The following is a 23,036-nucleotide window of genomic DNA, read 5'->3' on the forward strand; positions in this document are numbered from 1 at the left end:
ATCAAGGGCCCATAAGTCATCACAACTGATCGTGAACAAACAGATTCTGACGGGGTGACACACAGGCCCGTCAAGGGTGCGGCACCCACTTCCGCCCCGCGCACCACATCGGCCGGAATCCGTCGTACCGATGTACCCCTGGGGCCGCCCGTGTGCCGGGTGCGGAACGCGCGTACGCACTAGGCTGGAACCCGAGTGACGCGCCTGTTCACTGTGAGTGTCCGCAATGGAGTGGCGACGATGAGCCCGGTCCACCCGCTCGACGAGGCTGCCACGGCACGGGCGGTCATCGACGGGAACGGCACCCTGCTCCGATGGAGCGAAGGGGCCCGCCGTCTGCTGGGTCATGCCCCGGAGGAGGTCGAGGGGCGGCCGGCCGCCGATCTGCTGGCCACGGGCACGCCCGTACCGGCCGAACTCACCGGTAACCGCTGGAACGGCAGTCTCGACCTGCGCCACCGCGACGGACACACCGTCTCCGTGTGGCTGCTCGCCCACCGCAGGAAGCCGCGGGACGGCGGCCCGGCCACCTGGCTGGTGGTCACCCCGCTGGAGGCCCGCGGCCCGCGCTCGCCGGACGACCCGCTGACGACGGCCGTGCTGGCGCAGTCCCCGTGCCCGATGGCGGTCTACGACGACCGACTGCGCCTCTTCGGGGTGAACGACGCGATGGCCGATGTGATCGGCCTCCCCGAATCCCGTATCCAGGGCCTGAGGATCTCCGAGATCGGCGGCAAGGAGGAGAGCGAAGCCCTCGAGAGACAGCTGCACGAGGTGCTCGTCTCCGGAACCGGTCGTGACGTGGAGACGTTCATGCAGACGGGCGGCGAATACCACGCGCACGCCTGGATGGCCCGGATCGCCCCGCTGACCGACGCCGAAGGCCGGGTGCGGGGGGTGTGCCTGGCCGCGCACGACTTCACCGAGCAGTACAACGCCCGGGAGCGACTGCAACTCGTCAACGAGGCCAGCGTCCGCATCGGCACCACCCTCGACGTCACCCGCACGGCCCAGGAGCTCGCCGACGTCTGCGTACCCGCCCTCGCCGACTTCGTCAGGGTCGACCTGCTGGATCCGCCGGAGCACGGGAGCGAGCCCCACCCGGAGCCACCGACCGCGCCGATCACGCTGCGCCGCGCCGCCCACCAGTCGGTGAACCCCGGCTGCCCGGAGGCGGTCGTCAAGCCCGGCCAGGTCGACGTCTACCCCGCGCACTCGCCGCAGGCGGACTCCCTCACGGCCGGCCGGACGATCGTGGCGCCCGACGACACCGCCACGCTGGCGGAGTGGCTCTCCTGGGACGACGTGCGAGCCGCGCGCGTCGCCGAGCTCGGCCTGCACACCAGCATGTCGGTGCCGATCAAGGCCCGCGGCCAGACCCTCGGGGTGGCCGTCCTCACCCGGTTCCGGCACCCCGGTCCCTTCACCCCCGACGACGTGCTGCTGGCCGAGGAGGTGACGGCGAGGGCCGGCGTCTGTATCGACAACGCCCGGCGCTTCTCGCGCGAGCGCGAGACCGCCCTCGCCCTCCAGCGCAGCCTGCTCCCCCAGTCGCTGCCCCGGACGGCCGCTCTGGAGGCGGCCTCCCGCTATCTGCCCGCCGCACGGGCCGGGGTGGGCGGCGACTGGTTCGACGTGATCCCGCTGTCCGGGATGCGGGTCGCCATGGTCGTCGGAGACGTCGTCGGCCACGGCATCGCGGCCTCCGCCACCATGGGACGGCTGCGCACCGCCGTCCGTACCCTCGCCGACATCGACCTCGCCCCCGACGAGCTGCTCACCCACCTCGACGACCTCGTCGTACGGCTCTCCACGGAGGCCGGCGCCGAGGGCACCACCGGCGAGGTCGGCGCGACCTGCCTGTACGCGGTGTACGACCCGGTCTCGCGGCGCTGCGTCCTCGCCCGGGCCGGCCATCCTCCGCCCGTCATGCTCCCGCCCGGCGGCCCGCCCCGGCAGATCGAGGTGCCGGCCGGTCCGGCGCTGGGCCTGGGCGGACTGCCCTTCGAGTCCGTCGAGCTCGCCCTGCCCGAGGGCACGGTGCTCGCGCTGTTCACCGACGGCCTGATCGAGAACCGCGAGCGGGACGTCGAGGCCAACCGCGAGCTGATGTGCCATGCCCTGGCGGAGTCCGCGGACTCCCTGGAAGGTGCCTGCCACACCATTCTGCGGACCCTGCTTCCGGTGGGCGGGGCCCACGACGACGTGGCGCTGCTGCTCGCCCGGACCCACGGGCTCGCGCCCTCCCAGGTGGCGACCTGGGACATTCCCGCCGACCCCGCCCTGGTCGCGCCGATCCGCAAGCAGGTCGTCGACCAGCTCGACGTCTGGGGGCTGAGCGCGGCGACGTTCACGGCCGAGCTCGTGGTGAGCGAGCTGGTCACCAACGCGATCCGGTACGGCGAGCCGCCCATCCGGCTGCGGCTCATCCACGACGCCGAGACCCTGATCTTCGAGGTCTCCGACAGCAGCCACACCGCGCCGCATCTGCGCCGGGCCAAGATCTACGACGAGGGCGGGCGCGGCCTGCTGCTGGTCGCGCAGCTCACCCAGCGCTGGGGCAGCCGCCACACGGCCGACGGCAAGACGATCTGGGCGGAGCTGGCGCTCGTCGGGGAGTTCTGACGACATCGGCGCAGGCCCGAAGGGTCGGTGAGCGGGGCGGGGGGGGCGGCGTCTGATGTGATGGGTCGGGCACCACGCCTTGTGTCCCGGAGGACCGAACCCTGAACACCTCGCTCGCCGAATCGCTGTCCGTCGTCCTGCTCGTCGCCGTCCTCGTCTGCGCGGTGGTCCGCCCGTTCGGCTGGCCCGAGGCGGTCGTCGCGGTCCCGGCCGCCCTGCTGGTGATCGCCACCGGCGCGATCTCCTGGGACCACGCAGGCGCGGAGGCGGGTCACCTCGGGCCGGTGATCGGCTTCCTGGCGGCGGTGCTGGTACTCGCCAAGTTCTGCGACGACGAGGGACTCTTCCACGCCTGCGGCGCGTGGATGGCCCGCTGGGCGGCGGGGCGGCCGGGGCGCCTGCTGACGGCGGTCTTCGCGCTGGCCTCGGCGATCACCGCGGTGCTCAGCCTGGACGCCACCATCGTGCTGCTCACCCCGGTCGTGTTCGCCACCGCCGCCCGGATGGGCGCCCGCCCGAAGCCGCACGTGTACGCCTGCACCCATCTGTCGAACACGGCCTCGCTGCTGCTGCCGGTCTCCAACCTCACCAATCTGCTCGCCTTCTCCGCGAGCGGCCTCAGCTTCACCCGGTTCGCGGCGCTGATGGTGCTGCCGTGGCTGGTCGCCATCGGGGCCGAGTACGTCGTCTTCCGGCGCTTCTTCGCCGGCGACCTGGCCGCGGCCGTGCCCGAGCCGACGACCGCGGAGCCGCCGGAGCTGCCCCTGTTCGCGCTGGTCACCGTGGGCTGCACGCTGGCGGGGTTCGTCCTCGCCTCCGCGCTGGACGTGAACCCCGCCTGGTCCGCCGCGGCGGGGGCGCTGGTGCTCGCCGCCCGGGCCCTGCTGCGCGGGCGCGCCACCCCGCTCACCGTGGTGAGGGCCGCCGCTCCGGCTTTCCTCGTGTTCGTGCTCGCGCTGGGCATCGTCGTCCGGGCGGTGGTCGACAACGGGCTCTCCGACGCCCTCGGGCATCTCCTCCCGGACGGCAGCGGACTGCCCGCGCTGCTCGGGATCGCGGCGCTCGCCGCCGTACTCGCCAATCTCATCAACAACCTGCCCGCGGTCCTGGTGCTGCTGCCGCTGGCCGCCACGTCCGGCTCCGGCGCGGTGCTGGCGGTCCTGCTGGGGGTCAACATCGGCCCCAACCTCACCTACGCGGGATCCCTGGCGACCCTGTTGTGGCGGCGTATCGTGCAGGAGCACGACCACGGCGTCGATCTGCGGGAGTTCACCCGGCTGGGCCTGATCGCCGTGCCGGCGGCGCTGGTTCCCGCCGTACTGGCACTGTGGTTCGCGCTCCGCGTCATCGGGGGCTGAGCCGTCGCACAAATGAGGGCCGGAGGCTGATGCTCATGCGGGTCGTCGTGTGGCTCGTCGAGGGGACCTGGCCGGCCTGCGTGGACGCCGTGCGCACGCACGCCCCGCAGGCGACCGAGGTCGTGCTGCTGCACATCAGTGAACCCGGGGTGCCCGCACTGGCGCACGGCGCCTTCGCCGGGCTGCTCGGCCGTGGGCACGTCGAGCGCGATCCCGGGAACCGGCTGGAGGACCTCGGCGCCCTGTCGGCGGCGCGACTGCTCGACGCGGCGGCCGAGCGCCTCGGCCGCCCCTGCACCCGTCAGGAACGCACCGGGCGCACGGAGCGTGAGGTGGTCGCCGCCGCCGAGGGCGCCGATCTGCTCGTGGTGGCCCGGGACGGCGACCGGGCCCGGCTCGGACCGCACAGCCTGGGCCGGGCCGGGCGGTTCGTCGTCGACCACGCGCCGTGCCCGGTGCTGCTGATCTGGCCCGAGTCCACGCCCGCCGTCACGACGATCCCGCCGCATCCCCCGCATCCTCCGGATCCCCCACATCACCCGCATCCCCCGCACTCCTAGCGGTGCTCTTCCGGTAGGCGCCCGGTGGAGTCCCGTAGCGCTGCCGGAAGACTCGGCTGAAGTGGAACCCGCTGGTGAATCCGGAGGCCGCTGCCACCCGTTCCACCGGGAGCTCGGTGGCCTCCAGCAGCCGGGCCGCGTGCAGCAGCCGGGCCTCGCGCAGGGCGCGCATCGGGGAGCGGCCGAGTTGCTCGGTGAAGAGGTGGGCGAACCGGGACGGGGAGAGCGCGACCGCCCCGGCCAGCGAGCGGACGGTGTGGGGCGCGCCCGGGTCCGCGGCGATCAGCGCCTCCGCGTGGCGGACGCGGGCGTCGAGATCGGGGTGGTGGCGCTCCGCCCGGGCGGCGGCGAGCAGCACGATCTCCTCCAGGGAGCACAGGGCCAGTTCCCGGGCGGCGGTGCCGTGCGCGACCGCGACCTCGCCCGGGGCGGGCTCCGCGCCCCCGGGCGGCGGGCCCTCTCCCGTCCAGCGGGCGTCGGTGAGCATCCGGCGGAACGCCGCTTCGACACGTTCCCGGGCGGGCGCGGGTCCGACGGCGTACAGGCCGTCGTCGAGGGCGTAGGGCCGCAGCCATCCGGTCCAGGACGGGCGGGCCTGGCAGTGCGCCCACCAGAACGCCCAGTGCCCGGCCCCGTGTTCGACGGCGTAGCGCTGCGGCACGCCGGGCCCCAGGACCACCAGGTCCCCGGCGCCGGCCGCCGTCCGGGCCGCTCCCTGCCTGAGCTCTCCCCGTCCGCCGGTGGTCCAGGTGAACAGCCAACTGTCGCTGCCCCGAGGCCGGTTGACGCGGTATCCCGGTCCCTGGTCGAAGCGCCCGACGGTCACCAGGCCCGGCGGTGGGGACGGGGCAGCAGGCTCGGGCAACTCCTCAGCACGCACGGGCATCCTCCCGGAAGGCTCATCGGCCTAGCGTGAAGCACCTGGGACTCCGGTGAGAAGGGGCGGTCGGATGACAGTCACGGACATGAGCGGGCCATGGTGGTCGGACTTCGAGGAGAACGGGTTCGTGGTGGCGCGCGGCCTGTTCACCGGCGCCGAGATCGACGAGCTGTGCGCCGAGTTCACGGCCCTGCACTCCGCCGGGCCGGTCCCGGGGCACTTCGAACCCCGGGCCACCGCCGCCGGCGGTCCGGCGGATCCGCTGGACGCCCATCCCCGGGTCATGCACCCGCACCGCGTCAACGAGCTGTCCCTGCGCCGCCTCCTCGATCCCCGGTTGCGGCGAATCCTGGAGACCCTGCTCGGCGAGGAGGTCCTGGCAGCGCAGAGCATGTTCTACTTCAAGCCGCCCGGGGCCCGAGGGCAGGCACTGCACCAGGACAACTTCTATCTGCGGGTCGAGCCGGGCACCTGCGTGGCCGCCTGGATCGCCTGCGACGCGATCGACCGGGAGAACGGCGGCCTGGAAGTGGTGCCGGGCACGCACCGCATGGACCTGTTCTGCCCTCAGCAGGCGGACGCGGAGCTGTCCTTCGTACGGGAGTACGTCCCGCCGCCGCCCGGTCTGGCCGCCGTGCCCGTCGACATGGCACCGGGCGACGTGCTGTTCTTCAACGGCAGTCTGGTGCACGGCTCCGGGCCCAACCGCAGCGCCGACCGCTTCCGCCGCTCCTTCATCGGCCATTACGTCGGCCGCTCCGCCCATCACATCGGCCGCCATTACCCCACGCTGACGATGGGCGGGGATCCCGTCGCCCTGGCCGAGAGCGAGGGTGCGGGCCCGTGCGGCACGGAGTTCGCCCCGGCGGCACCGCACTGATGTCATTCCCGCGGCTCGGGCAGCGCGTCGCGGAGCTGGGCGCGGGAGGTGATGCCGAGCTTGGGGAAGATCCGGTAGAGGTGGAAGCCGACCGTGCGGGGCGAGAGGAAGATCCGTTCGCCGATCTCCCGGTTGGTCAGGCCCGCGGCGGCGAGGCGGGCGATCTGCAGCTGCTGCGGGGTGAGTTCGGCGAGGCCGTCCGGGGAGCCGGCCGACGCGCTCGCCGGGGTGACGCCCGCGGCGCGCAGTTCGGCGCGGGTGCGGTCCGTCCAAGGGCGGGTGCCGAGTCGTTCGAAGACCTCCAGCGCCGCGGCGAGCAGGGGGCGGGCCTCCACCGCGCGGCGCCGGCGCCGCAGCCACTCGGCGTAGTCGAGGCGGATCTGTGCCCGTTCGAAGGGCCACTGGTCGCCCGCAGGGTCGGCCAGGGCCGCCGTGAAGTGCCGTTCGGCGTCGTGCGGTTCGGCGAGCAGGGCGTCGGCCCGGTGCACGATCGCGGTGAGCCGCGCGGACGTCGTGCCCTCGGCGAGGCGCCGCCTGGTCGTGTCGAGGACGAGCCGTGCGTCCTCGGCCCGGCCCGTGCGGACGGCGGCTGCCACGAGGTCGGCCAGGTAGTAGTCGGAGGCGTGGAAGTGCAGGGGCGCGGGCTCCGGCCGGCGGGTGTAGACGGCGCGGAAGCGGTCGTAGGCCGCCGCGTGGTCGCCCTCCGCGAGTGCGGCGGCGCCCAGCGCGTAGTGCGTGCGCACCTGCAGGCTGCGGCAGTTGGGCAGGTCGATGCCGTGCACGGCGCGCTGTACGGCGGCGCGGGCCTCTTCGGTGTCGCCGCGCAGGGCGAGCAGGGTGGCGCGGAGCACGGGCGCTCCGACCACCACGTTCTCCAGTCCCCCTTCGGCGGCCAGGCCGTACGCCTCGTCGAGTGCCGCGCGGGCCTTGGTCCAGGACCCGCTCTCGTAGAGGGCCAGCGCGAGGGCCTGGGCCACGGTCGCGTTGGCCCCGGAGGTCGGGGAGCGGCGCAGATGGTCCATGGCCGCGCCGAGCAGCCGTATCGCCTCGGCCGTCTCGTCCAGGACCCAGGCGGCCCCGCCGGAGACGACCAGGCGGGACAGCGGGACGTCGACGCCGGATCCGGGCTTCGGCAGGGGCTCGGTCCAGGTGGCCGCGAGCAGATCGAGGGCCTGGGTCCGGTTGCGTACCGGATCGCAGCCGGCCAGGGCCCAGAGCCGGCCGGTCTCGTCCTCCTGGGGCGGCACGCGCTCCAGGATCCGCAGGATGTGCTCGCGGTGTTCCGGGGCCCCGGAGTTGTACGCGGGTGTGGTCGCCGTCGCCAGGGCGTCGAGGGTCAGTACGGGGTCCTGGTCGACGGCGGCCTCGGCGACCGGCAGCAGGAAGCCGAGCGAGCCCGCGAACTGGGTGGTCACGGCGAGCGCCCAGCCCGCCAGGAGCGAGGCCTCGGCGAGGAGGGCCGGTTCGTCGGTGAGGGTGGCGACCTGGGCGCTGAGCTCGCCGACCCAGCGCGGGTGACCGGCGTACATCGCCATGGTCGCGGCCCGTACCAGGCGCCCGGCGCGGACGGTGGGGTCGGGGCTGAGCCGGGCCGCGCGTTCGAGGGCCGTCGCGGCGGCCGCGTAGCCGCCGCGGCGCTGTGCCCGGGCCGCGCTGTCGTCGAGTTCCTGGGCGGCCTCCTCGTCGACGCCGGAGACGGCGGCCGCGTGGTGCCAGGCACGGCGGTCGGGATCGCCGACGAGGACGTCGGCGAGCGCCCGGTGGGCTGTGTGGCGTTCGGTGTAGGTCGCGGCCCGGTAGACGGCGGAACGTATCAGCGGATGGCGGAAGCGGACGCGGTCGGCGTCGATGCGGACGAGTCCGGCGCGTTCGGCGGGCAGCCAGTCGTCCGGGGTCGCCCGGTCGCCCACGGCCGAGAGGATGACGGGCAGCTCGGCGCTCTCCGCGGCGGCCGCGAGGAGCAGTAACTCACGGGTGGACGGGGGAAGTTCGGGAAGGTCCGCGGCGAAGATGGCTTCCAGCCGGTCGGTGAGGGGCAGCGCGTCCTCGTGGGCGGCGGCCGGGTCGCGCGCCACGGCCCGGGCGAGTTCGACGAGGGCGAGGGGGACGCCCGCCGCCTGTTCGAGAACGCGGGAGCGGGCCCGTCCCGCGGGTGGCCGGGGCTGGTGGTCGAGGAGCCGTCCGGCAGCGGCCGGATCGAGCGGCTCGATCGTCAACCGGTTGATCTGACGGTCGAGTTGTGCGGGTACGGCGGTGTCGCGCGCCGCCAGGAGCAGAGCGACCGGCTCGCCTTCGAGGCGTCGGGCCACGAAGGCCAGGACGTCGAGGGTGCCCAGGTCCAGCCAGTGGATGTCGTCGATCACCAGGAGGAGCGGGCCGTGCTCCGCGGCGTCGGAGAGCAGGGTGAGCGCGCCGAGTGAGGTCAGCAGGGGATCGGAGACCGTCCGCGTGCCGTCGTCGAGTCCGAACACGCCGAGCAGCGCGGCCCGCTGGCGTGCGGGCAACCCCTCGGCCAGGTCGAGGAAGGGCCGCAGCAACTGGTGCAGCCCCGCGAAGGCGAGGCCCGACTCGCCCTCGCTCCCCCGGCACCGCAGCACCCGTACCCCGGACCGGCGGGCCATGCGGGCGGCGGCGTCGAGGAGCGCGCTTTTGCCCGCGCCGGGCCCTCCCGTCATCATCAGGGCCCCGGTGCGCCCCGTCGTGAGGTCGTCCACCAGCCGTGACAGCAGGGCCAGTTCATGGTCCCGGCCGACGATCCACTCGTCACCGAGCGACGTCATGAGTCGGACCCGGGGAGCGCGTCGGAGGTGAAGGCGAGGAGGGCATGGGCGACCGCGCCGGGGCTCTCCAGGAGCATCTCGTGCGTACCGTCGATCCCGACGACCCGCACGGTGGACCGCCGCGCGGCCAGTTCGGCGAGATCCCTGGCGAGCCCCTTCCCGTACGCCGTCATCAGTTCGTCGAACCAGGGCAGGCCGGGGGCGGGTGGTACGGGTCGCGCGGCCCGTCCGAGCAACAGTGGCCGGCGCGTCCGCGCGAAGGCGTCGAAGAGGTCGAAGAGGTCGAGTGCTTCGACGGCGGCCAGCATCTCCAGCACGAGCGCGATTTCGGGGCGCACCTCCAGCCGTCCGTCGGGTGCGGGCCGCACGCTGCGCAGCAGGCCGGCCTCCAACAGCTCGTAGGGGATGCCCAGTTGGTCGGAGAGTGCGCGCTGCTCGGCAAGCAGTTCCTTCAGACCGTCGACCGGAAGCGGTTCGCCGGAGGCCGTCGCGGCCGCCGACTCCCGCATCTGGGTGAGACGCTCCTCGACGTACGCCGGGTCGAGGCCCACGTACTGGTCGGGGCGGCCCCAGCCGTATCCGTCCAGGTTCACCGCGCCGGGTGTGACGCCCGGATGCTCCAGCGCGTACAGTACGGCGATCATCCCGCCGAGCGAGTGCCCGACGGGCAGCGCGCCGGGAAGGTCGTACCGCTCGAGCACCGCCTCGATGTCGTCCAGTACCCGGGGAAGACTCCAGGTCCCCGACGGTGAGAGACCATGTCCGCGCAGGTCCACGGCGAGCACCCGGTGCCGGGGGACGAGGCGCGGGGCCACGGCGGCCCAGTCGGCCAGCGTGCGCCTGGCTCCGTGCAGCAGAAGCAGGGGTGGGCCGTCACCACCGTGGTCGTGTACGGCCAGTTCGATGCGGTCTCCGGTCATGTCCTGACAATACGGCGTGGGTCAGGGCTCCAGGAGCAGATTGAGCGTCGGCAGGGGGCCGCCCGGGAACTGTTGCAACCGTCCGCCGGACGCCAGCGGGCCCAGATTGATGACCGCCCAGCCCACCCGGTCCGCCAGCCGCGTGACGCGCTCGTTGGCCCCGGGGTGGTTTCCCGAGAGGAAGACCACCCGCCGTCCGACGAAGGTGCGCGGATCGGAGCCGAGCACCGCCGGTGTCAGTGTGTTGAACGCCTTCACCAAGCGCGCCCCGCGGACGAGTTCGGCGACGACCTCGCTGGAGGTGCGGCCGTCGAGGTCGGCGACCTTGAAGTCGGGCGGTCCGAGCGGGTTGGTGGTGTCGATGACGATCCGCTCCTGCCAGTCGAGGACATCAGCGGCGGCCACCGCCTCGCTCAGCCGACGCCACGGCACGGCGAGGACGACGATCTCCTCCTTGGCCGACTCCGCGACGGTGGCGGGCGTCAGTGCAGGGCCGATCGAGGTGGCGAGGTCCCGCAGTGACTGCGGGCCCCGGCTGTTGCTGATGACGACCTGCTCGCCCGCCGCCACGAACCGATAGGCGAGGGCCTGGCCGATGGCTCCGGCACCGATGATTCCGATGGGCATGAGGTGTCCTCCTCCTTGAGTTCCGCGCCTACGACAACAGGGTGACGGTCAGCATCACGCCGCAGGTCACAGCGGCGCTTCTGTCATGTGACTGGGCCGGGTCCGCGACCCGCGCGGGTGTGGCGGGGGCCGCCTTGACGCGGGCGTCGTCCAGACGATTTGATCCTGAGGTGCCGAGGCGCCGCGCCGGGCACGCAGAGGTACGCCCAGCCGGTAGCGGACACCGTTCGAGTCCGGCCAGAGTCGCCAGGACCGCGGGAGCGTCCGAGGCGGGGTCGTACCCCCGATCGATGGAGCCGACATTCCCGCCCAACGTGTTTCCCGCGTCACCGGCCTGGGGGCAGCCGCCGCCCTGGTGGCGCTCGCGACGCTGGTGAGCTGTACGACCGGATCGGACGAGGGGACGCCACCCCAGCAGGGTAAGGCCTCCCCGCCGACCGCGGAGGCCGTACAACTCCCCCCGCTCCACGCGGGCTTCGACTACCAGATCGGCGGCGCCTATCCGCCGCCGTCCGGCGTCCGCATCGTCAGCCGCGACCGCTCGGACTCGCCCGCGCCCGGCCTGTACAACATCTGTTACGTCAATGCCTTCCAGGCCCAGCCGGACGAGTCGAAGGCGTGGCCGGCCGATCTGCTGCTGCGGGACGCGCGCGGCAAGGTCGTCATGGACCGCGACTGGAACGAGGCGCTCCTCGACCTCCGCACGCCGGCCAGGCGCAAGCGGGTGGCCATGCGGGTCAACCGCTGGATCGACGAATGCGCCGACAAGGGATTCGACGCCGTCGAGCCGGACAACTACGACAGCTACACCCGCTCCGGCCATCTGCTGACGGCGAACGACGCCACCGCGTTCATCACCCTCCTCTCGGCCCACGCGCACGCCCGGGGGCTGGCCATCGGACAGAAGAACACCGCGGAACTGGCCGGGCTCAGGTCGAGGACCAAGCTCGACTTCGCGGTGACCGAGGAGTGCGGCCAGTACGACGAGTGCGACACCTACGCAAAGGCGTTCGACAACCGGGTGGTCGACATCGAGTACACCGACAGCGGTCTGCGCAAGGCCCTCGCGAGCTACGGGAACCGGCTGAGCATCGTGCGCCGCGATGTGCAGGTGTCGACGCCGGGCACCGCGCAGTACGTCCGCCGGACGCGCTGACGGACGCTGCCCCGGGCCGGGAGAGGGCAGCGTGCATACTCGCAGCGAAGCCGGGTGGTTTCCGGATGAGCGGGTACGCACGGAGCGGACGTATCAAAGGGCATGTCGACATCCATGGCCAGCAGGCAGGGCGACCGCCTGCCCACCAGCACCGCCAGACCGCCGGGCCGGTTCGATCGGCTCCGGCGGCACCGGCGGTGGCTGCTCGCGCTGGCGGTGGTCGCCCTGCTGGCCCAGATGGCGGTCGCGATGGTCACGGCGGCCGCGCAGCAGACGCCGACGATCGACGAGCCGGTGTACGTGGGCACGGCGGAGACCTATGTGCGGGAACACAGCCTGCGCTTCAACCCCGAGCATCCGCCGCTGGGCAAGCTCATCATCGCGACCGGACTGCTGTTCGCCCGGCCGCACCTGGACGCGCACTTCACGGGCGATCAGACGGCGCTCGGACGGCGGTTGCTGTACGAGTCGGGCAACGATCCCTGGCGGGTGATGCTGTGGGCGCGGCTGCCGGTGATCGTGCTGACGCTGCTGTTCGGTCTGGTCGTCCTCGCGTTCGCCCGTGAACTCGTCGGCACCGTGGGCGGGTTGGTGGCGCTCGGGCTGTACGCGTTCTCGCCCGACGTCATCACCAACGGCTCGCTCGCCACACTCGACGTACCGGCGGCCGGATTCCTGCTGACGTCGGTGTGGCTGGCGTGGCGGGCCCGGCGTCGGCGGCCTCTGCTCCACCTCGCCCTCGCGGGGGCGGCCCTCGGCGCGGCGCTCGCCACCAAGATGAGCACCCTGCCGGCGGTGCCGGTGCTGCTGCTCCTGGTGTTCCTCTCCTACTGGCAGGCACGCCGCACGCCTGGCCTTGGCCTGCGCGCGCAGCCGCGGCTCGTCGGCCTGGGGGTGGCGGTGGCGGCCGGTACGGTGCTGGTGGCGCTCGCCGTCGTGTGGGCGACCTACCTGGTCGTCGACCCGCAGCTGCGCTGGACGGCTCCCGCGAACCTCCCTGCCGTGCACGGTCTGCGCGGGCTCGTCATCGACTGGCTGCCGGTGCCTCGGCCGTACCGCGACGGGATGCGGATCCAGTTCGGCTTCGAGAACGACGTGTGGACCGGCTTCCTGTTCGGACGGGTCTACCACGGCTCGCTCTGGTACTACCTGCCGGCCGCGCTGCTGGTGAAGACACCGCTCGGCATGATCGCGCTCTGGCTCATGGGCCTCGCCGTGACGACGGCCGTACCCCGGCTGCGGCCCGCCGCCCCGTACGTCCTGCTCCCCCCGGCCGTCCTGCTGGCCGTGGCCATGACCGGGTCCCGGGACCTCGGCGTCAGATACGCCCTCTTCGTCCCGGTGTTCCTGGCGGTGGCGGCGGCCGGGGTCGTCGCCCTGCGTCGGCGCTGGGCCCACCTCGTCACGGCGGCGCTGGTCGGCTTCGTCGCGATCAGTTCGCTGCGCGCGTTCCCGTACTACCTGCCGTACTCCAACGAGGCGTTCGGCGGACCCTCGCAAACCCGTCTGCGGCTGCACGACTCGAACGTCGACTGGGGGCAGGACCTGGGCCGCCTGGCCGACCGTCTGGCCGGGCGGTATCCGGGCGAGCGGGTTTGGCTGGTCTACAAGGGCAGTGGTGTGCCCTCGTACTACGGGATCGAGGCGGCCGATCCGCGCAAGGTGCCGCCGAGCGAGGTGCACGGACTGCTCGCCGTGTCGGACACCGCCGTCGCGAAGGCCGACGGCCGTCTGGCGGCGCTGCTCGACGGCGCCACGCCCATCGACGACGTCGGCCACTCGATCACGATCTACCGTCGTCCCTGACCCCCGGGCGTCACGCGCGAGAAGCGAGCAGGTCCAGGGCCCGCCCCCAGGGGAACTCCGCGCGCAGGCCGTTCTCCCCCGGCTCCCCGCAGTAGCGGTCGCCGAACCGGACACCCATTCCGCGCAGCCGCTCGACGCTCCCCCGGTACGCGGGGTGTGCCGCCAGCGCGTCGCTCACACAGGGCAGTACGGCGATCGGGACGCCGAGTCCGTACGCCTCGTTCAGCGTGCCGAGCGCGAGGGTGTCGGATATCCCGGCCGCCCACTTGTTGACGGTGTTGAAGGTGGCCGGGGCGACGGCCACCGCGTCGGGGGCCGGGAAGGGGCGCGGGTCGCCCGGGGCCCGCCAGGCGGACCTGATCGGGCGACCGGTCTGCGCCTCGACCGCCGGTGCGTCGAAGAAACCGAGCCCCTGCGGGGTGGCGATGACGCCGACCTCCCAGCTCCGTTCCTGTGCCTCGGTGATCAGTTCGCTGACGTCCTGTGCGATACCGGCCGCGCACACGACGACGTAGAGGAAGGGCTTTTCGGCGTGTTCGGTCACGTGGGAACCCTAGTGACCACGTGGCATCGCATGCGGACACACGGGATCTTCAGTGGACCGGGAAGGAGTCCCCGCGTTCGGCTTCCGGGCGCGGGCCGAAGATGCGGCGCTCGTGCTCGTCCATGCGTACGTCATTGATGCTGGCCTCGCGCCGGGTCATCAGCCCGTGCTCGTCGAACTCCCACAGCTCGTTGCCGTACGACCGCCACCACTGCCCGTCGGCGTCGCGCGACTCGTACTGGAAGCGGACGGCGATGCGGTTGCCGTCGAAGGCCCACAGGTCTTTGCGCAGGGCGTACTCGTGTTCGCGCGCCCACTTGGCGGTGAGGAGTTCGACGATCTCGGCGCGGCCGGTGACGAAGGTGTCGCGGTTGCGCCAGACCGAGTCCACGGAGTAGGCGAGGGCGACCTTGTGGGGATCACGGGTGTTCCAGGCGTCCTCGGCGGCCTGGACCTTCTGGGCCGCGGTCTGAGAGGTGAAGGGCGGGAGGGGCGGGCGGTCGTTCACGGGGGTGTCCTTTCAGATACACGCGCATCTGGTCCACGCGCATCACGTGAGTGGAGAACGTGCGTTCTCTCTCTCGACTGCTAACGTAGAGAACGTTGGTTCTCGCGTCAAGGAGCAGCCCCGTATGGACAGCACAGCCGCCCGCGAACAGGCCCTCGCCGCCGCCCGCGAACAGGCGTTGGACGCCGCTGAGGAGCTCTTCTACGCCCGCGGCATCCAGACCGTCGGCATGGACGACATCCGCGGCGCCTCGGGGGTCTCCCTCAAGCGCCTCTACCAGCTGTTCCCGGCGAAGGAGCTCCTGGTCGAGGCGTATCTCGAGCGGCGCGACGTGCGCTGGCGGCAGCGGCTGGCCGAGCACGTCGACGGGTTCGAGGAGCCCGGGCAGCGGATCCTGGCGGTGTTCGAATGGCTGGGGCAATGGTTCTCCGAGCCCGACTTCCGTGGGTGCGCCTGGATCAACTCCTACGGCGAACTCGGCGCGACCTCGCCACGCGTGGTCGCGCAGGTCCGTGCCCACAAGGGGGCGTTCAAGGACTACCTGGGCGGCCTGGTGACCGCCGCGGGGCTCCCCGGCGCCCTCGCCGACCAGCTGTTCCTGCTGGCCGAGGGCGCCATGGTCACCGCGGGCATCACACGGAGCACGGCGCCGGCCGAACAGGCGGGCGGGGCGGCACGGGTGCTCGTCGAGGCCCAGCGGCGATAGGACCAACGCCCGGCGGGCACGGCCGACCCGAGCCGGCCGTCCCCGTCGAGTGGTCCTCAGGTCTCGTCGAGTCGTTCTCAGGTCTCTTCGAGTGGTCCTCAGCTCCCGCCGAGTCGTTCTCAGGTCTCGTCGAGTGGTCCTCAGCTCTCGGAGACGGTGATGGCGCCCACCGGGCAGGCCCGCGCGGCCTCCCGGACCAGCGGGTCGCCGCCGCCGTCCTCACGGCCGGGCAACAGCGCGCTGAAGCCGTCGTCGTCCTGGGTGAAGACGTTCGGCGCGGTCAGCGCGCACTGTCCCGCGCCGATGCAGACGTCCTTGTCGATGGCGATCTCGATACTCATGGCCGCCAGCCTCTTACCAGGTCACGGGGAGTTCCAGCATCCCCTGGATCGTGTCTCCCGCTTTGAAGGGGATCTCGTCCGCCGGCACGGCCAGACGCAGTCCGGGCAACCGGTCGAAGAGTGACAGCAGGGCGATCTCCATCTCGGCGCGGGCGAGGTTCTGGCCGAGGCACTGGTGGATGCCGAAGCCGAACGCGACGTGATGACGGGCCGAACGGTGCCAGTCCAGGGCGTCCGGCTCGGGGAAGGTGCCCGCGTCACGGTTGATGACGGAGGTCGAGAAGACCACGCCCTCGTCGGCGCGGATCGTCGCCCCGGCCACCTCGATGTCCTCGGTGGCCACCCGCAGCAGCCCGTCGGCGATGGACAGGAAGCGCAGCAGTTCCTCCACGGCGGCGGGCATGAGCGTCGGCTCGGCGCGCAGTTCCGCCAGCTGCTCGGGGTGGTGCAGCAGGGTGAACGTACCGAGCGAGATCATGTTCGCGGTCGTCTCGTGCCCGGCGACCAGCAGGATCGTCGCCAGGCTGATCAGCTCCTCGCGGTCCACCTTCCCCTCGCTCAGTTGTTCGTGGATGAGCTCGTCGAGGAGCCCGTCCCCCGGGTCCTTCCACTTGCGGTCGATCAGCGCCCCGAAGTAGGCCTCCAGCTGGTCGCGCGCGTCCTGGGTGTCCGCGGCGGCCGGGCCGCGCAGCAGCCTGCGGGACTGCTCCTCGAAGAAGTCGTGGTCTGCGTACGGCACGCCGAGCAGCGCGCAGATCACCATCGAGGGCACCGGCAGCGCGAAGGCGCTGACCAGTTCGGTGGGCGGTCCCTGCCGTTCCACGGCGTCCAGCAGCCGGTCGACGGTCTCCTGGATGCGCGGGCGCAGGGCCGCGGTCCGTTTCAGGGTGAAGCTCGGAACGAGCATGCGGCGCTGGGTGTGGTGAGCTGGATCGTCGAGCCCGAGCAGCGCGACCCGCCGGTTGCGGGACTGGGCGAACCGCTCCGTGGGCATCGGGAACGCCGGGCGGGTGCGGTCGGAGGAGAGCCGGGGATCGGTGAGCAGGTCTCGGGCGGTGCCGTGCCCGGTGACGACCCACACGTTGCGCCCGTCGAACAGGGAGACGCGCGACAGGGGGTGCGCCTCGCGAAGGGCGTCGTAGGCGGTGGGCGGGTGGTAGGGACACGTACGGTCCTGGGGGAAGGCAACGGGTTCTGTCATGAGTGACCTCGCAAGCGATGGTTCCCTCTTGCCGATCTTCATTAGATGCCCCAGGCACCTATAGGAGCCACGCAAAGTTCGGCCAGATGCCCCGGACGGACCATCTGGCCGAACGCCGTCGCCGGTCGGGGCGGCCGCCGGGCTCCCACGGGCCTCGGTCGCCGCCCGGGTGCCGTACGTACGGCGGGTGTGTGGCTCGATCCAACCGCTACCTCCACGGTACACACCCGCCTTTGGTGGCTCGGTGACGTCCTCGCGCAATTCGCTTGCACGGGCGGCTCGAGGGCCCCAGGATCTGCCCATGCCCACGATCGAAGCCCTCCTGCCGCCGACCTCCGCCGCCGCTCGTCCGGTGCGGGTCCAGCAGCAGCCCGGCCGTCCGCGGAGGCCCTCGCTTCCCCGGTCATGACCGCCGCGCTCGTCGCGGGGCTTCTCGCGGGCTATGGCATCGCCATCCCCGTCGGAGCGGTCGCGACCTATCTCGTCTCCCTCACCGCGCGTACGTCCCTGAGAACCGGGGGCTGCGCCGCCCTGGGCGTCGCGACCGCCGACGGGTTGTACGCCCTGGTCGCCGCCCTCGGGGGCGCCGCGCTAGCCGCCGCGCTGCAACCGGTGCTCGTGCCGTTGCGCTGGGCCTCCGGTCTGGTGCTGCTCGCGCTGGCCGTACGGGGCGCGGTCGGCGCGTTGCGCCAGTACCGCGAACAGCGGCTCGCGGCCCGGTCCGCACGGGACCCGGTGCGCCCGGCGCGGGCGTACCTGACCCTGCTCGGGATCACCCTCCTCAACCCCACCACCGTGATCTACTTCGCCGCCCTGGTCCTCGGCAGCCGGACGGCCGAGGCGGTGCGCCCCCTGGAGCAGGCGGTGTTCGTGCTCGCCGCGTTCTTCGCGTCCGCGAGCTGGCAACTCCTGCTCGCCGGCGGCGGCGCGCTGCTCGGCCGGGCGCTGACGGGACGCCGGGGGCGCCTGGTCACTGCGCTCGCGTCGAGTGCCGTGATCATGGTGCTGGCGGTACGGATGCTCGGCGCACCATGAGGAGTGGAGCTCGCGCGTCTGCGGACCGGGTGCGGATGATTCGCGTCCGCGCTGGTGTTGAATCGTGCCGAGACAGGATCAGCACGAGCGACGATGGGACGGAAGTCATGCCTCTTGAGGGTGAGTACGAACCCAGCCCGACGCAGTGGGTGCGCGACCAGGTGGAGTTGTACGAGGGCTCCGGCGGCACGAAGGGAACCACGCTGCTGGACACGGGACTGCCGGTCATCATTCTCACGACCCGGGGTGCCAAGAGCGGCAAGATCCGCAAGACCCCGCTGATGCGGGTCGAGCACGACGGACGTTATGCGGTGGTCGCCTCGCTGGGCGGCGCCCCCAAGCACCCGGTCTGGTACTTCAACGTGCAGTCCGATCCGCATGTGGAGCTCCAGGACGGGGCCGAGCGCCAGGACATGACGGCGCGTGAGGTCACGGGTGAGGAGAAGGCCCAGTGGTGGGAGCGCGCGGTCGCCGCGTACCCCCCTTACGCCGACTACCAGAAGAAGACGGACCGCGAGATCCCCGTCTTCGTGCTGGAGCCGACGGGCTGACCGACCCGGACCGAAATTCCTTGGAAACCGGTGCGCATGATCCCTCGCGCGCCGGGCACCCGTGCCTCAGGCCCCGCCGCGCTCCCCCGTCGCGGCGGGGCTTTCCGCTGCCACGGAACCGCGCGCCGCGGCCCGTGCCGCACGCGCGTCGGTGACGTCCAGGAAGATCTGGTCGGCCTCCGGGACGGTCTGGGCGACGGAGCCTTTGATGCGGACGGCGACCTCCTCGACCTCCTCACTGTCCAGGCCCGGCACGAGGTCGACCCGGGCGGCGACCAGGGTCGAGTCGAGGCCCAGCTCCATGGTGAGCAGCGCCTCCACGCTGTCGATCTCGGGCTGCGCCTCCAGCAGGGCCCGGATCCGACGGCTCGCCTCCTCGTCGGCGGCCCGCCCGATGAGCTGTTCGCGCGCGTCCCGGCCGAGCCAGTAGGCGACGCGCACGAGGAGCACCCCGATGGCGAGGGAGGCGCAGGCCTCCCACACGATCTGGCCGGTGACCATGTGCAGCACCATGCCGGTGATGGCGAGCAGGACACCGATCACGGCGGTGCCGTCCTCGGCGACCACCGTACGCAGGGCGGGGTCGCGCATCCCGTCCGCGCCGCCGCCCTGCCGCCGCACCTGGTGCAGCGCCCGGAGCAGGGACGCTCCCTCGGCGAGCAGGGCGACTCCAAGTACCGCCAGTCCGGCCACATAGCCGTGGAAGGACTCCTCGGCGCCGTTCCGCAGCGCTTCGACGCCCTGGAAGAAGGAGAAGCAGCCGCCCATCACGAAGATGCCGACGGCCGCGAGCAGCGACCAGAAGAACCGTTCCTTGCCGTAGCCGAAGGGGTGCCGGCGGTCGGCGGGGCGGCGGCTGCGGCGCAGCGCGGCGAGGAGGAACACCTCGTTCATGCTGTCGGCGACGGAGTGCGCCGCCTCGGAGAGGAGCGCGGGTGAGCCCGTGAGGAGGCCGCCCACCGCCTTGGCCACGGCGATCAGCAGGTTGGCGCCCAGGGCGACCAACACGGTGACGCGCGTCCTGCGGTCCGACTTGTTCGGTTTCCGGTTCACCTCGGCCGGTTTCCCCGGCGTGCCTGCCTCACACTTCGGCGTACGCCCACGCCCTCTACCCGGCGCCCGGATTCGGTGACACCGTCGGCCTCGACCAAGAAGGAGGACCAGGTGTCCAAGAAGGTGTCCAAGAAGCCGAAGAAACTCAAACTCCCCCTCGCCTACAAGCCCCTCGGCTTCGCGCTGGGCTGGGCGAGCGGCGCCCTGGCCGGGATCGCCTTCCGGGCGACGTGGAAGGCGATCCGCCACGAGGAGGACGCGCCCGACGCCCTGGACAAGGACCGCGGCTGGGGCGAAGTGTTGCTCGCCGCGGCCCTTCAGGGGGCTTTGTTCGCGGTGGCGCGCAGCGCCGCGGACCGTACGGGCGCGAAGGCCGTCGAACACTCGACGGGGGTCTGGCCGTCCTCGGACAAGAGCGACCGGGACTGAGGACCGGCGACCCGCGCGAGACCGGCCCGGCGCGGGTCGGGCGGTCAGCCCTGTTTGGGTGTGGTCTGCGGCAGGAGGCGCAGGGTGAAGGAGTGTCCGGATGGGTCGGCGTAGCCGCGTTCCTCGAACGGGCTCGGCCGCCCGCTGTGTTCCCGGTTACCCCGTAGGGCGATTTCAGTCCGCCATGAGCCACTCCCCGTCGCGCATGAGGTCACGCCCGGTGAGTTCGTCGGCCTCGCGCCAAGCCTGCACGCGCCGCGGCGCGATACGGAAATAGAGGTACGCCGTGGTGAGTCCGCGCGGGTCGAAGCCGGTCTTCTCGGCGAAGGCGTCGCCGACTCCGTCCGGCAGCGCGGCGGGTTCCAGCGCCTCGGCGGTTCCCTCGACGAGCACCACGTCGCGGGTCGGGCCGATACCCAGGCGCACCTTGCCGGTCGCGCGCAGGTTGCGGCCGGTCGGACTGGCGGCCGGGGTGGCGAGCAGCAGGGTGGTGCCGTCCCAGAGGAAGGACAGCGGGATCAGGTACGGCGTCTTCCCGGCGCCGTCGGCCGTGGACACCCAGCAGTCGACGTCGTTCTCCAGCCGGTGGAGGGTGTCGTGCTTGCGTTGCTTCGGGGAACGGGCGGGCGGGTTCATGGACGGGCGGTCTCCTGATCTTCTCCTCGGGCGCGGGAAGGATCGGCGTGATCGGCGACCTCTTCGAGGCAGGCCGCCGCCGCGGTCAGCAGCATGTCCAGCGCCACCGGATAGGCGCTGCGGCGCATGTCCACCAGCAGGTGGCGGGCGGTCGCCGCGATGTGCGGGTGTGTGTCGGCGGGCAGCCGGGCGTACGTCGCCCGCCACACGCCGGCCTCCGCGTCGCGCGCGGCGCGCGGAAGCGCCAGGCTCGCCGCGTCGAGGGCGGCGAAGGCCAGGGACTGGTCGACGAAGGCGTGGTAGATCCGCACCGCGTCCGGGTCCGGGAAACCGGCTCCGCGCAGCACGCCGAGGATGGCTTCGACGGCCTCGATCTCGTGGACCCGGCCGGTGACGCGGTAGGAGCTGAGCACCGCGGCCTGCGGATGCGACAGCGCCCCGGCGTGCATCTGCAGGCCGAGATCCCGCAGGTCGGCGCGCCAGTCCCCGGTGGGGCGCCAGGTGCGCAGGGTGCGGCCGATGAGTTCGTCGGCGATGGCGAGGAGCAGGTCGTCGGTGTCGCGGAAGTACCGGTACAGGGCGGTCGGGTCGGCGCCGAGGGCGAGGCCGAGGCGGCGGACGGTGAGGGCGTCGGCGCCGTGCTCCTTGAGCAGCCGCAGCGCGGTCTCGACGATCAGCTCCTCGGAGAGCACGACTCCGGTCTTGGTGGGGCGCCTGCGCCGCCGGGCGGCGGGCGGGACGACCCGGTCGTTCATGGACGTCATGGACTCTCCCTCCGGTGTCGCACAGGCTCGTCTCCGGTGCCGCACGGCACGGGCTCCGCGCCTCTGGTGCGTGCACCTTATGTCAACGGCGTTGACCTGTTAAGGCCCCGGGCAGTTTCATTTCCGCTCATCGGGCCGGAATCAGGCCCCCTGGGTGCGATCGGAGCAGGCCATGACGCAGCAGCCCTACGGTGAGGACCCCCCGTCCCTGCGCAAGTCGCTCGGCGTCGTGGACGGCGTCGCCATCGCCGCCTCCAGCACGGCGGCGACCACCAGCATCGGCATCGGGCTGGGTGTGACGGCCGGCGTGGTCGGGCTGCACCTGCCCGCCATCATGCTGCTGGCCTTCCTGCCGATCCTCGGGATCGCGGGTGCCTACAGCCGGCTGAACCGGGTCGAGCCGAACGCGGGCAACGGCTATGTGTGGGTGGGCCGTTCGCTCACCCCCTGGCTCGGCTTCCTCGTCGGCTGGGTGAACATCGTGGCCACGGTGGCGTTCCTCGCGTACACCACGGCCGTGACCGGCTCGGCGATGCTCCAACTGGCGGGTGAGGCCGGGCTGCACAGGGTGGCGGGGCTGGTGCTGGACCCGGGTTCCACCGCCCAGACGACCGCGGTGGGCATCGTGGTCCTCGTCGCCGTCACCCTCACCGCGGTCACCGGGGTCAAGACCGCGGCCCGGCTGCAGAGCGGGCTGCTCGTCTTCGAGTACGTCGTGCTGCTGGGCTTCTGCGGCTACGGCATCGTCACCGGTCCGCACCCGTTCCGGCTGAGCTGGTTCGACCCGTTCGCGATTCCCTCGGCGTCGGCGCTGGCACAGGGGCTGCTGCTGTCGGTGTTCTGCTACTGGGGCTTCGAGGCGGCGTTCACCGTGAACGAGGAGGTGCGTGACCCTCGCGACGCCTCACGGGCCGGGCTCATCACGCTGGTCACCATGCTGGGGCTGTTCCTCCTCGGCTCGGTCGCCTTCCAACGCGTGCTGTCGGAGCAGGAGTTGGCCGGGCACGGCGCGCAGGGGCTGGCGTTCTTCGGCGACCGGCTCGCCTCCCAGCCGCTGGCCGCGCTGCCCCTGGTGGCCCTGATGTTCTCGGCCGTCGCCTCGCTGCAGGCCGGGGTGATCCCGACGGCTCGCGGGATGTTCGCGATGAGCCGGGACCGTACGCTCGGACCGGTGTGGTCCAAGGTCAGCACGCGGTACGGAACTCCGGCGACCGGAACGCTGCTGATCGGCGCGCTGGCGACGGCGGTCGCCGCCCTCGCCCTGGTGATTCCCCGTCTCGCCGACATGATCATGGCGACGGTGAACGCGGTCGGGATCGTGGTCGCGCTGTCCTACGCGCTCACCGCCCTCGCGGCCGCCGCCCGCTTCCGGGGCCTGCTGCGGGAGGACTGGCGACAGGGGATACGGGCCGTGGTCCTGCCCTCCTTGAGCGCGGCGGCCCTGCTCACGCTCGGCGGCTATCTCGCCTGGTCCTTCTACACCTCCACCGACCACTTCGAAGTCAGCGCGGACAACGGCTGGTTCCTTCTGCTCACCCCCGCCCTGATGATCGCCTCCGGTTTCCTGGCCGCCGCGTGGGCGAAGTGGGTCCGCAAGTCCCCCTACTTCCGTACGGGACACGGCACCGACGCCGACGCGCCCCAACTGCTGGCCACATCCAACTGAATCCAACCAG

Annotated in this window: 22 protein-coding genes and 1 pseudogene; 11 read left to right on the forward strand and 12 right to left on the reverse strand. The window is 72.3% G+C overall.

Annotated elements, in window-relative coordinates; all coding sequences use genetic code 11:
• Positions 1–240: 240 nt before the first annotated feature.
• The 3 genes from ACFZDJ_RS18185 to ACFZDJ_RS18195 all read left to right on the forward strand — a co-directional run bounded on the left by ACFZDJ_RS18185 (position 241) and on the right by ACFZDJ_RS18195 (position 4,543).
• Complete coding sequence (locus tag ACFZDJ_RS18185) at positions 241–2,625, forward strand: SpoIIE family protein phosphatase (RefSeq protein ID WP_391060084.1); 2,385 nt, start codon at positions 241–243, stop codon at positions 2,623–2,625.
• 101 nt (positions 2,626–2,726) lie between these two features.
• Positions 2,727–3,983, forward strand: a complete 1,257-nt coding sequence (locus tag ACFZDJ_RS18190; RefSeq protein ID WP_391060568.1) for an SLC13 family permease — start codon at positions 2,727–2,729, stop codon at positions 3,981–3,983.
• 35 nt (positions 3,984–4,018) lie between these two features.
• Entirely contained in the window at positions 4,019–4,543 is a 525-nt protein-coding gene (locus ACFZDJ_RS18195; RefSeq protein ID WP_391060086.1) for a universal stress protein, read from the forward strand.
• On the opposite strand, the gene ACFZDJ_RS18200 is transcribed toward ACFZDJ_RS18195, so the two are convergent.
• Complete coding sequence (locus ACFZDJ_RS18200; protein WP_391060088.1) at positions 4,473–5,429, reverse strand: helix-turn-helix domain-containing protein; 957 nt, start codon at positions 5,427–5,429, stop codon at positions 4,473–4,475. The two genes, ACFZDJ_RS18195 and ACFZDJ_RS18200, sit on opposite strands and share 71 nt — an antisense overlap.
• 64 nt (positions 5,430–5,493) lie before the next feature.
• Between ACFZDJ_RS18200 and ACFZDJ_RS18205 the strand changes: the two genes are divergently transcribed.
• Positions 5,494–6,303, forward strand: coding sequence for a phytanoyl-CoA dioxygenase family protein (locus tag ACFZDJ_RS18205; RefSeq protein ID WP_391060090.1), 810 nt, complete (start codon positions 5,494–5,496; stop codon positions 6,301–6,303).
• Positions 6,304–6,305: 2 nt separating this feature from the next.
• On the opposite strand, the gene ACFZDJ_RS18210 is transcribed toward ACFZDJ_RS18205, so the two are convergent.
• From ACFZDJ_RS18210 to ACFZDJ_RS18220, 3 genes are read right to left on the reverse strand one after another with little or no spacing between them, the layout of a single operon-like run.
• The gene (locus tag ACFZDJ_RS18210; protein WP_391060092.1) at positions 6,306–9,083 is read right to left on the reverse strand and encodes an AAA family ATPase; all 2,778 of its coding nucleotides are present in this window, start codon (positions 9,081–9,083) and stop codon (positions 6,306–6,308) included.
• Complete coding sequence (locus tag ACFZDJ_RS18215) at positions 9,080–10,003, reverse strand: alpha/beta fold hydrolase (protein ID WP_391060094.1); 924 nt, start codon at positions 10,001–10,003, stop codon at positions 9,080–9,082. Before ACFZDJ_RS18215 ends, ACFZDJ_RS18210 begins: the two co-directional genes overlap by 4 nt.
• A gap of 21 nt (positions 10,004–10,024) precedes the next feature.
• Positions 10,025–10,630 (reverse strand): NAD(P)-binding domain-containing protein, encoded by a 606-nt coding sequence (locus ACFZDJ_RS18220; RefSeq protein ID WP_391060096.1) that lies wholly within the window; start codon positions 10,628–10,630, stop codon positions 10,025–10,027.
• Between the two features lie 286 nt (positions 10,631–10,916).
• Between ACFZDJ_RS18220 and ACFZDJ_RS18225 the strand changes: the two genes are divergently transcribed.
• On the forward strand, positions 10,917–11,786 hold the full coding sequence (locus ACFZDJ_RS18225; RefSeq protein WP_390936225.1) for an endo alpha-1,4 polygalactosaminidase: 870 nt from the start codon (positions 10,917–10,919) through the stop codon (positions 11,784–11,786).
• 114 nt (positions 11,787–11,900) lie between these two features.
• Positions 11,901–13,592: a phospholipid carrier-dependent glycosyltransferase gene (locus ACFZDJ_RS18230; RefSeq protein ID WP_391060098.1), complete on the forward strand. Its 1,692-nt coding sequence runs from the start codon at positions 11,901–11,903 to the stop codon at positions 13,590–13,592.
• Positions 13,593–13,602: 10 nt separating this feature from the next.
• On the opposite strand, the gene ACFZDJ_RS18235 is transcribed toward ACFZDJ_RS18230, so the two are convergent.
• Both ACFZDJ_RS18235 and ACFZDJ_RS18240 read right to left on the reverse strand, forming a co-directional pair.
• Positions 13,603–14,136 carry a flavoprotein gene (locus tag ACFZDJ_RS18235; protein ID WP_391060100.1) on the reverse strand — a complete coding sequence of 178 codons (534 nt, stop codon included), beginning with the start codon at positions 14,134–14,136 and terminating at the stop codon, positions 13,603–13,605.
• Between the two features lie 49 nt (positions 14,137–14,185).
• Positions 14,186–14,644 carry a DUF1348 family protein gene (locus ACFZDJ_RS18240; RefSeq protein WP_391060102.1) on the reverse strand — a complete coding sequence of 153 codons (459 nt, stop codon included), beginning with the start codon at positions 14,642–14,644 and terminating at the stop codon, positions 14,186–14,188.
• Positions 14,645–14,768: 124 nt separating this feature from the next.
• On the opposite strand from ACFZDJ_RS18240, the gene ACFZDJ_RS18245 reads away from it, so the two are divergent.
• Positions 14,769–15,350 (forward strand): TetR family transcriptional regulator, encoded by a 582-nt coding sequence (locus ACFZDJ_RS18245; protein ID WP_391060104.1) that lies wholly within the window; start codon positions 14,769–14,771, stop codon positions 15,348–15,350.
• Between the two features lie 140 nt (positions 15,351–15,490).
• Here ACFZDJ_RS18245 and ACFZDJ_RS18250 read toward each other — a convergent pair whose 3' ends face one another.
• Together ACFZDJ_RS18250 and ACFZDJ_RS18255 are read right to left on the reverse strand one after the other, a co-directional pair.
• Positions 15,491–15,685, reverse strand: coding sequence for a ferredoxin (locus ACFZDJ_RS18250; protein WP_054234301.1), 195 nt, complete (start codon positions 15,683–15,685; stop codon positions 15,491–15,493).
• 19 nt (positions 15,686–15,704) lie between these two features.
• Positions 15,705–16,892 carry a cytochrome P450 gene (locus ACFZDJ_RS18255; protein WP_390936177.1) on the reverse strand — a complete coding sequence of 396 codons (1,188 nt, stop codon included), beginning with the start codon at positions 16,890–16,892 and terminating at the stop codon, positions 15,705–15,707.
• 405 nt (positions 16,893–17,297) lie between these two features.
• Here ACFZDJ_RS18255 and ACFZDJ_RS18260 point away from each other — a divergent pair, with 405 nt between their 5' ends.
• Both ACFZDJ_RS18260 and ACFZDJ_RS18265 read left to right on the forward strand, forming a co-directional pair.
• Positions 17,298–17,927 carry a LysE family transporter gene (locus ACFZDJ_RS18260; protein WP_391060106.1) on the forward strand — a complete coding sequence of 210 codons (630 nt, stop codon included), beginning with the start codon at positions 17,298–17,300 and terminating at the stop codon, positions 17,925–17,927.
• A 107-nt stretch (positions 17,928–18,034) separates the two neighbouring features.
• Positions 18,035–18,478: a nitroreductase/quinone reductase family protein gene (locus ACFZDJ_RS18265; protein ID WP_391060108.1), complete on the forward strand. Its 444-nt coding sequence runs from the start codon at positions 18,035–18,037 to the stop codon at positions 18,476–18,478.
• Between the two features lie 66 nt (positions 18,479–18,544).
• Here ACFZDJ_RS18265 and ACFZDJ_RS18270 read toward each other — a convergent pair whose 3' ends face one another.
• Positions 18,545–19,531, reverse strand: a complete 987-nt coding sequence (locus ACFZDJ_RS18270) for a cation diffusion facilitator family transporter (protein ID WP_391060110.1) — start codon at positions 19,529–19,531, stop codon at positions 18,545–18,547.
• 111 nt (positions 19,532–19,642) lie between these two features.
• Between ACFZDJ_RS18270 and ACFZDJ_RS18275 the strand changes: the two genes are divergently transcribed.
• Positions 19,643–19,960 (forward strand): DUF4235 domain-containing protein, encoded by a 318-nt coding sequence (locus ACFZDJ_RS18275; protein WP_391060112.1) that lies wholly within the window; start codon positions 19,643–19,645, stop codon positions 19,958–19,960.
• 44 nt (positions 19,961–20,004) lie between these two features.
• On the opposite strand, the pseudogene ACFZDJ_RS18280 reads toward ACFZDJ_RS18275, so the two are convergent.
• From ACFZDJ_RS18280 to ACFZDJ_RS18290, 3 genes and pseudogenes are all read right to left on the reverse strand, one after another.
• Positions 20,005–20,097 (reverse strand): annotated as a pseudogene (locus ACFZDJ_RS18280) (VOC family protein); the annotation flags it as partial.
• Positions 20,098–20,134: 37 nt separating this feature from the next.
• On the reverse strand, positions 20,135–20,596 hold the full coding sequence (locus ACFZDJ_RS18285) for a pyridoxamine 5'-phosphate oxidase family protein (protein ID WP_390936184.1): 462 nt from the start codon (positions 20,594–20,596) through the stop codon (positions 20,135–20,137).
• Positions 20,593–21,351, reverse strand: coding sequence for a TetR family transcriptional regulator (locus tag ACFZDJ_RS18290; protein ID WP_391060570.1), 759 nt, complete (start codon positions 21,349–21,351; stop codon positions 20,593–20,595). Before ACFZDJ_RS18290 ends, ACFZDJ_RS18285 begins: the two co-directional genes overlap by 4 nt.
• A gap of 181 nt (positions 21,352–21,532) precedes the next feature.
• On the opposite strand from ACFZDJ_RS18290, the gene ACFZDJ_RS18295 reads away from it, so the two are divergent.
• Complete coding sequence (locus ACFZDJ_RS18295) at positions 21,533–23,026, forward strand: amino acid permease (protein ID WP_390936186.1); 1,494 nt, start codon at positions 21,533–21,535, stop codon at positions 23,024–23,026.
• Positions 23,027–23,036: the final 10 nt, after the last annotated feature.

The sequence above is a fragment of the Streptomyces sp. NPDC007896 genome, assembly GCF_042959425.1.
Lineage (GTDB): Bacteria > Actinomycetota > Actinomycetes > Streptomycetales > Streptomycetaceae > Streptomyces.

Excerpts from the sequence above, each read along its gene's own strand:
- ACFZDJ_RS18245 (WP_391060104.1), top strand. The coding sequence starts at position 14,769 with ATGGACAGCACAGCCGCCCGCGAACAGGCCCTCGCCGCCGCCCGCGAA.
- ACFZDJ_RS18265 (WP_391060108.1), top strand. The coding sequence starts at position 18,035 with ATGCCTCTTGAGGGTGAGTACGAACCCAGCCCGACGCAGTGGGTGCGC.
- ACFZDJ_RS18290 (WP_391060570.1), bottom strand. The coding sequence starts at position 21,351 with ATGAACGACCGGGTCGTCCCGCCCGCCGCCCGGCGGCGCAGGCGCCCC.
- ACFZDJ_RS18220 (WP_391060096.1), bottom strand. The coding sequence starts at position 10,630 with ATGCCCATCGGAATCATCGGTGCCGGAGCCATCGGCCAGGCCCTCGCC.
- ACFZDJ_RS18185 (WP_391060084.1), top strand. The coding sequence starts at position 241 with ATGAGCCCGGTCCACCCGCTCGACGAGGCTGCCACGGCACGGGCGGTC.
- ACFZDJ_RS18255 (WP_390936177.1), bottom strand. The coding sequence starts at position 16,892 with ATGACAGAACCCGTTGCCTTCCCCCAGGACCGTACGTGTCCCTACCAC.
- ACFZDJ_RS18210 (WP_391060092.1), bottom strand. The coding sequence starts at position 9,083 with ATGACGTCGCTCGGTGACGAGTGGATCGTCGGCCGGGACCATGAACTG.
- ACFZDJ_RS18230 (WP_391060098.1), top strand. The coding sequence starts at position 11,901 with ATGGCCAGCAGGCAGGGCGACCGCCTGCCCACCAGCACCGCCAGACCG.
- ACFZDJ_RS18295 (WP_390936186.1), top strand. The coding sequence starts at position 21,533 with ATGACGCAGCAGCCCTACGGTGAGGACCCCCCGTCCCTGCGCAAGTCG.
- ACFZDJ_RS18200 (WP_391060088.1), bottom strand. The coding sequence starts at position 5,429 with ATGCCCGTGCGTGCTGAGGAGTTGCCCGAGCCTGCTGCCCCGTCCCCA.
- ACFZDJ_RS18205 (WP_391060090.1), top strand. The coding sequence starts at position 5,494 with ATGACAGTCACGGACATGAGCGGGCCATGGTGGTCGGACTTCGAGGAG.
- ACFZDJ_RS18285 (WP_390936184.1), bottom strand. The coding sequence starts at position 20,596 with ATGAACCCGCCCGCCCGTTCCCCGAAGCAACGCAAGCACGACACCCTC.
- ACFZDJ_RS18260 (WP_391060106.1), top strand. The coding sequence starts at position 17,298 with ATGACCGCCGCGCTCGTCGCGGGGCTTCTCGCGGGCTATGGCATCGCC.
- ACFZDJ_RS18215 (WP_391060094.1), bottom strand. The coding sequence starts at position 10,003 with ATGACCGGAGACCGCATCGAACTGGCCGTACACGACCACGGTGGTGAC.
- ACFZDJ_RS18195 (WP_391060086.1), top strand. The coding sequence starts at position 4,019 with ATGCGGGTCGTCGTGTGGCTCGTCGAGGGGACCTGGCCGGCCTGCGTG.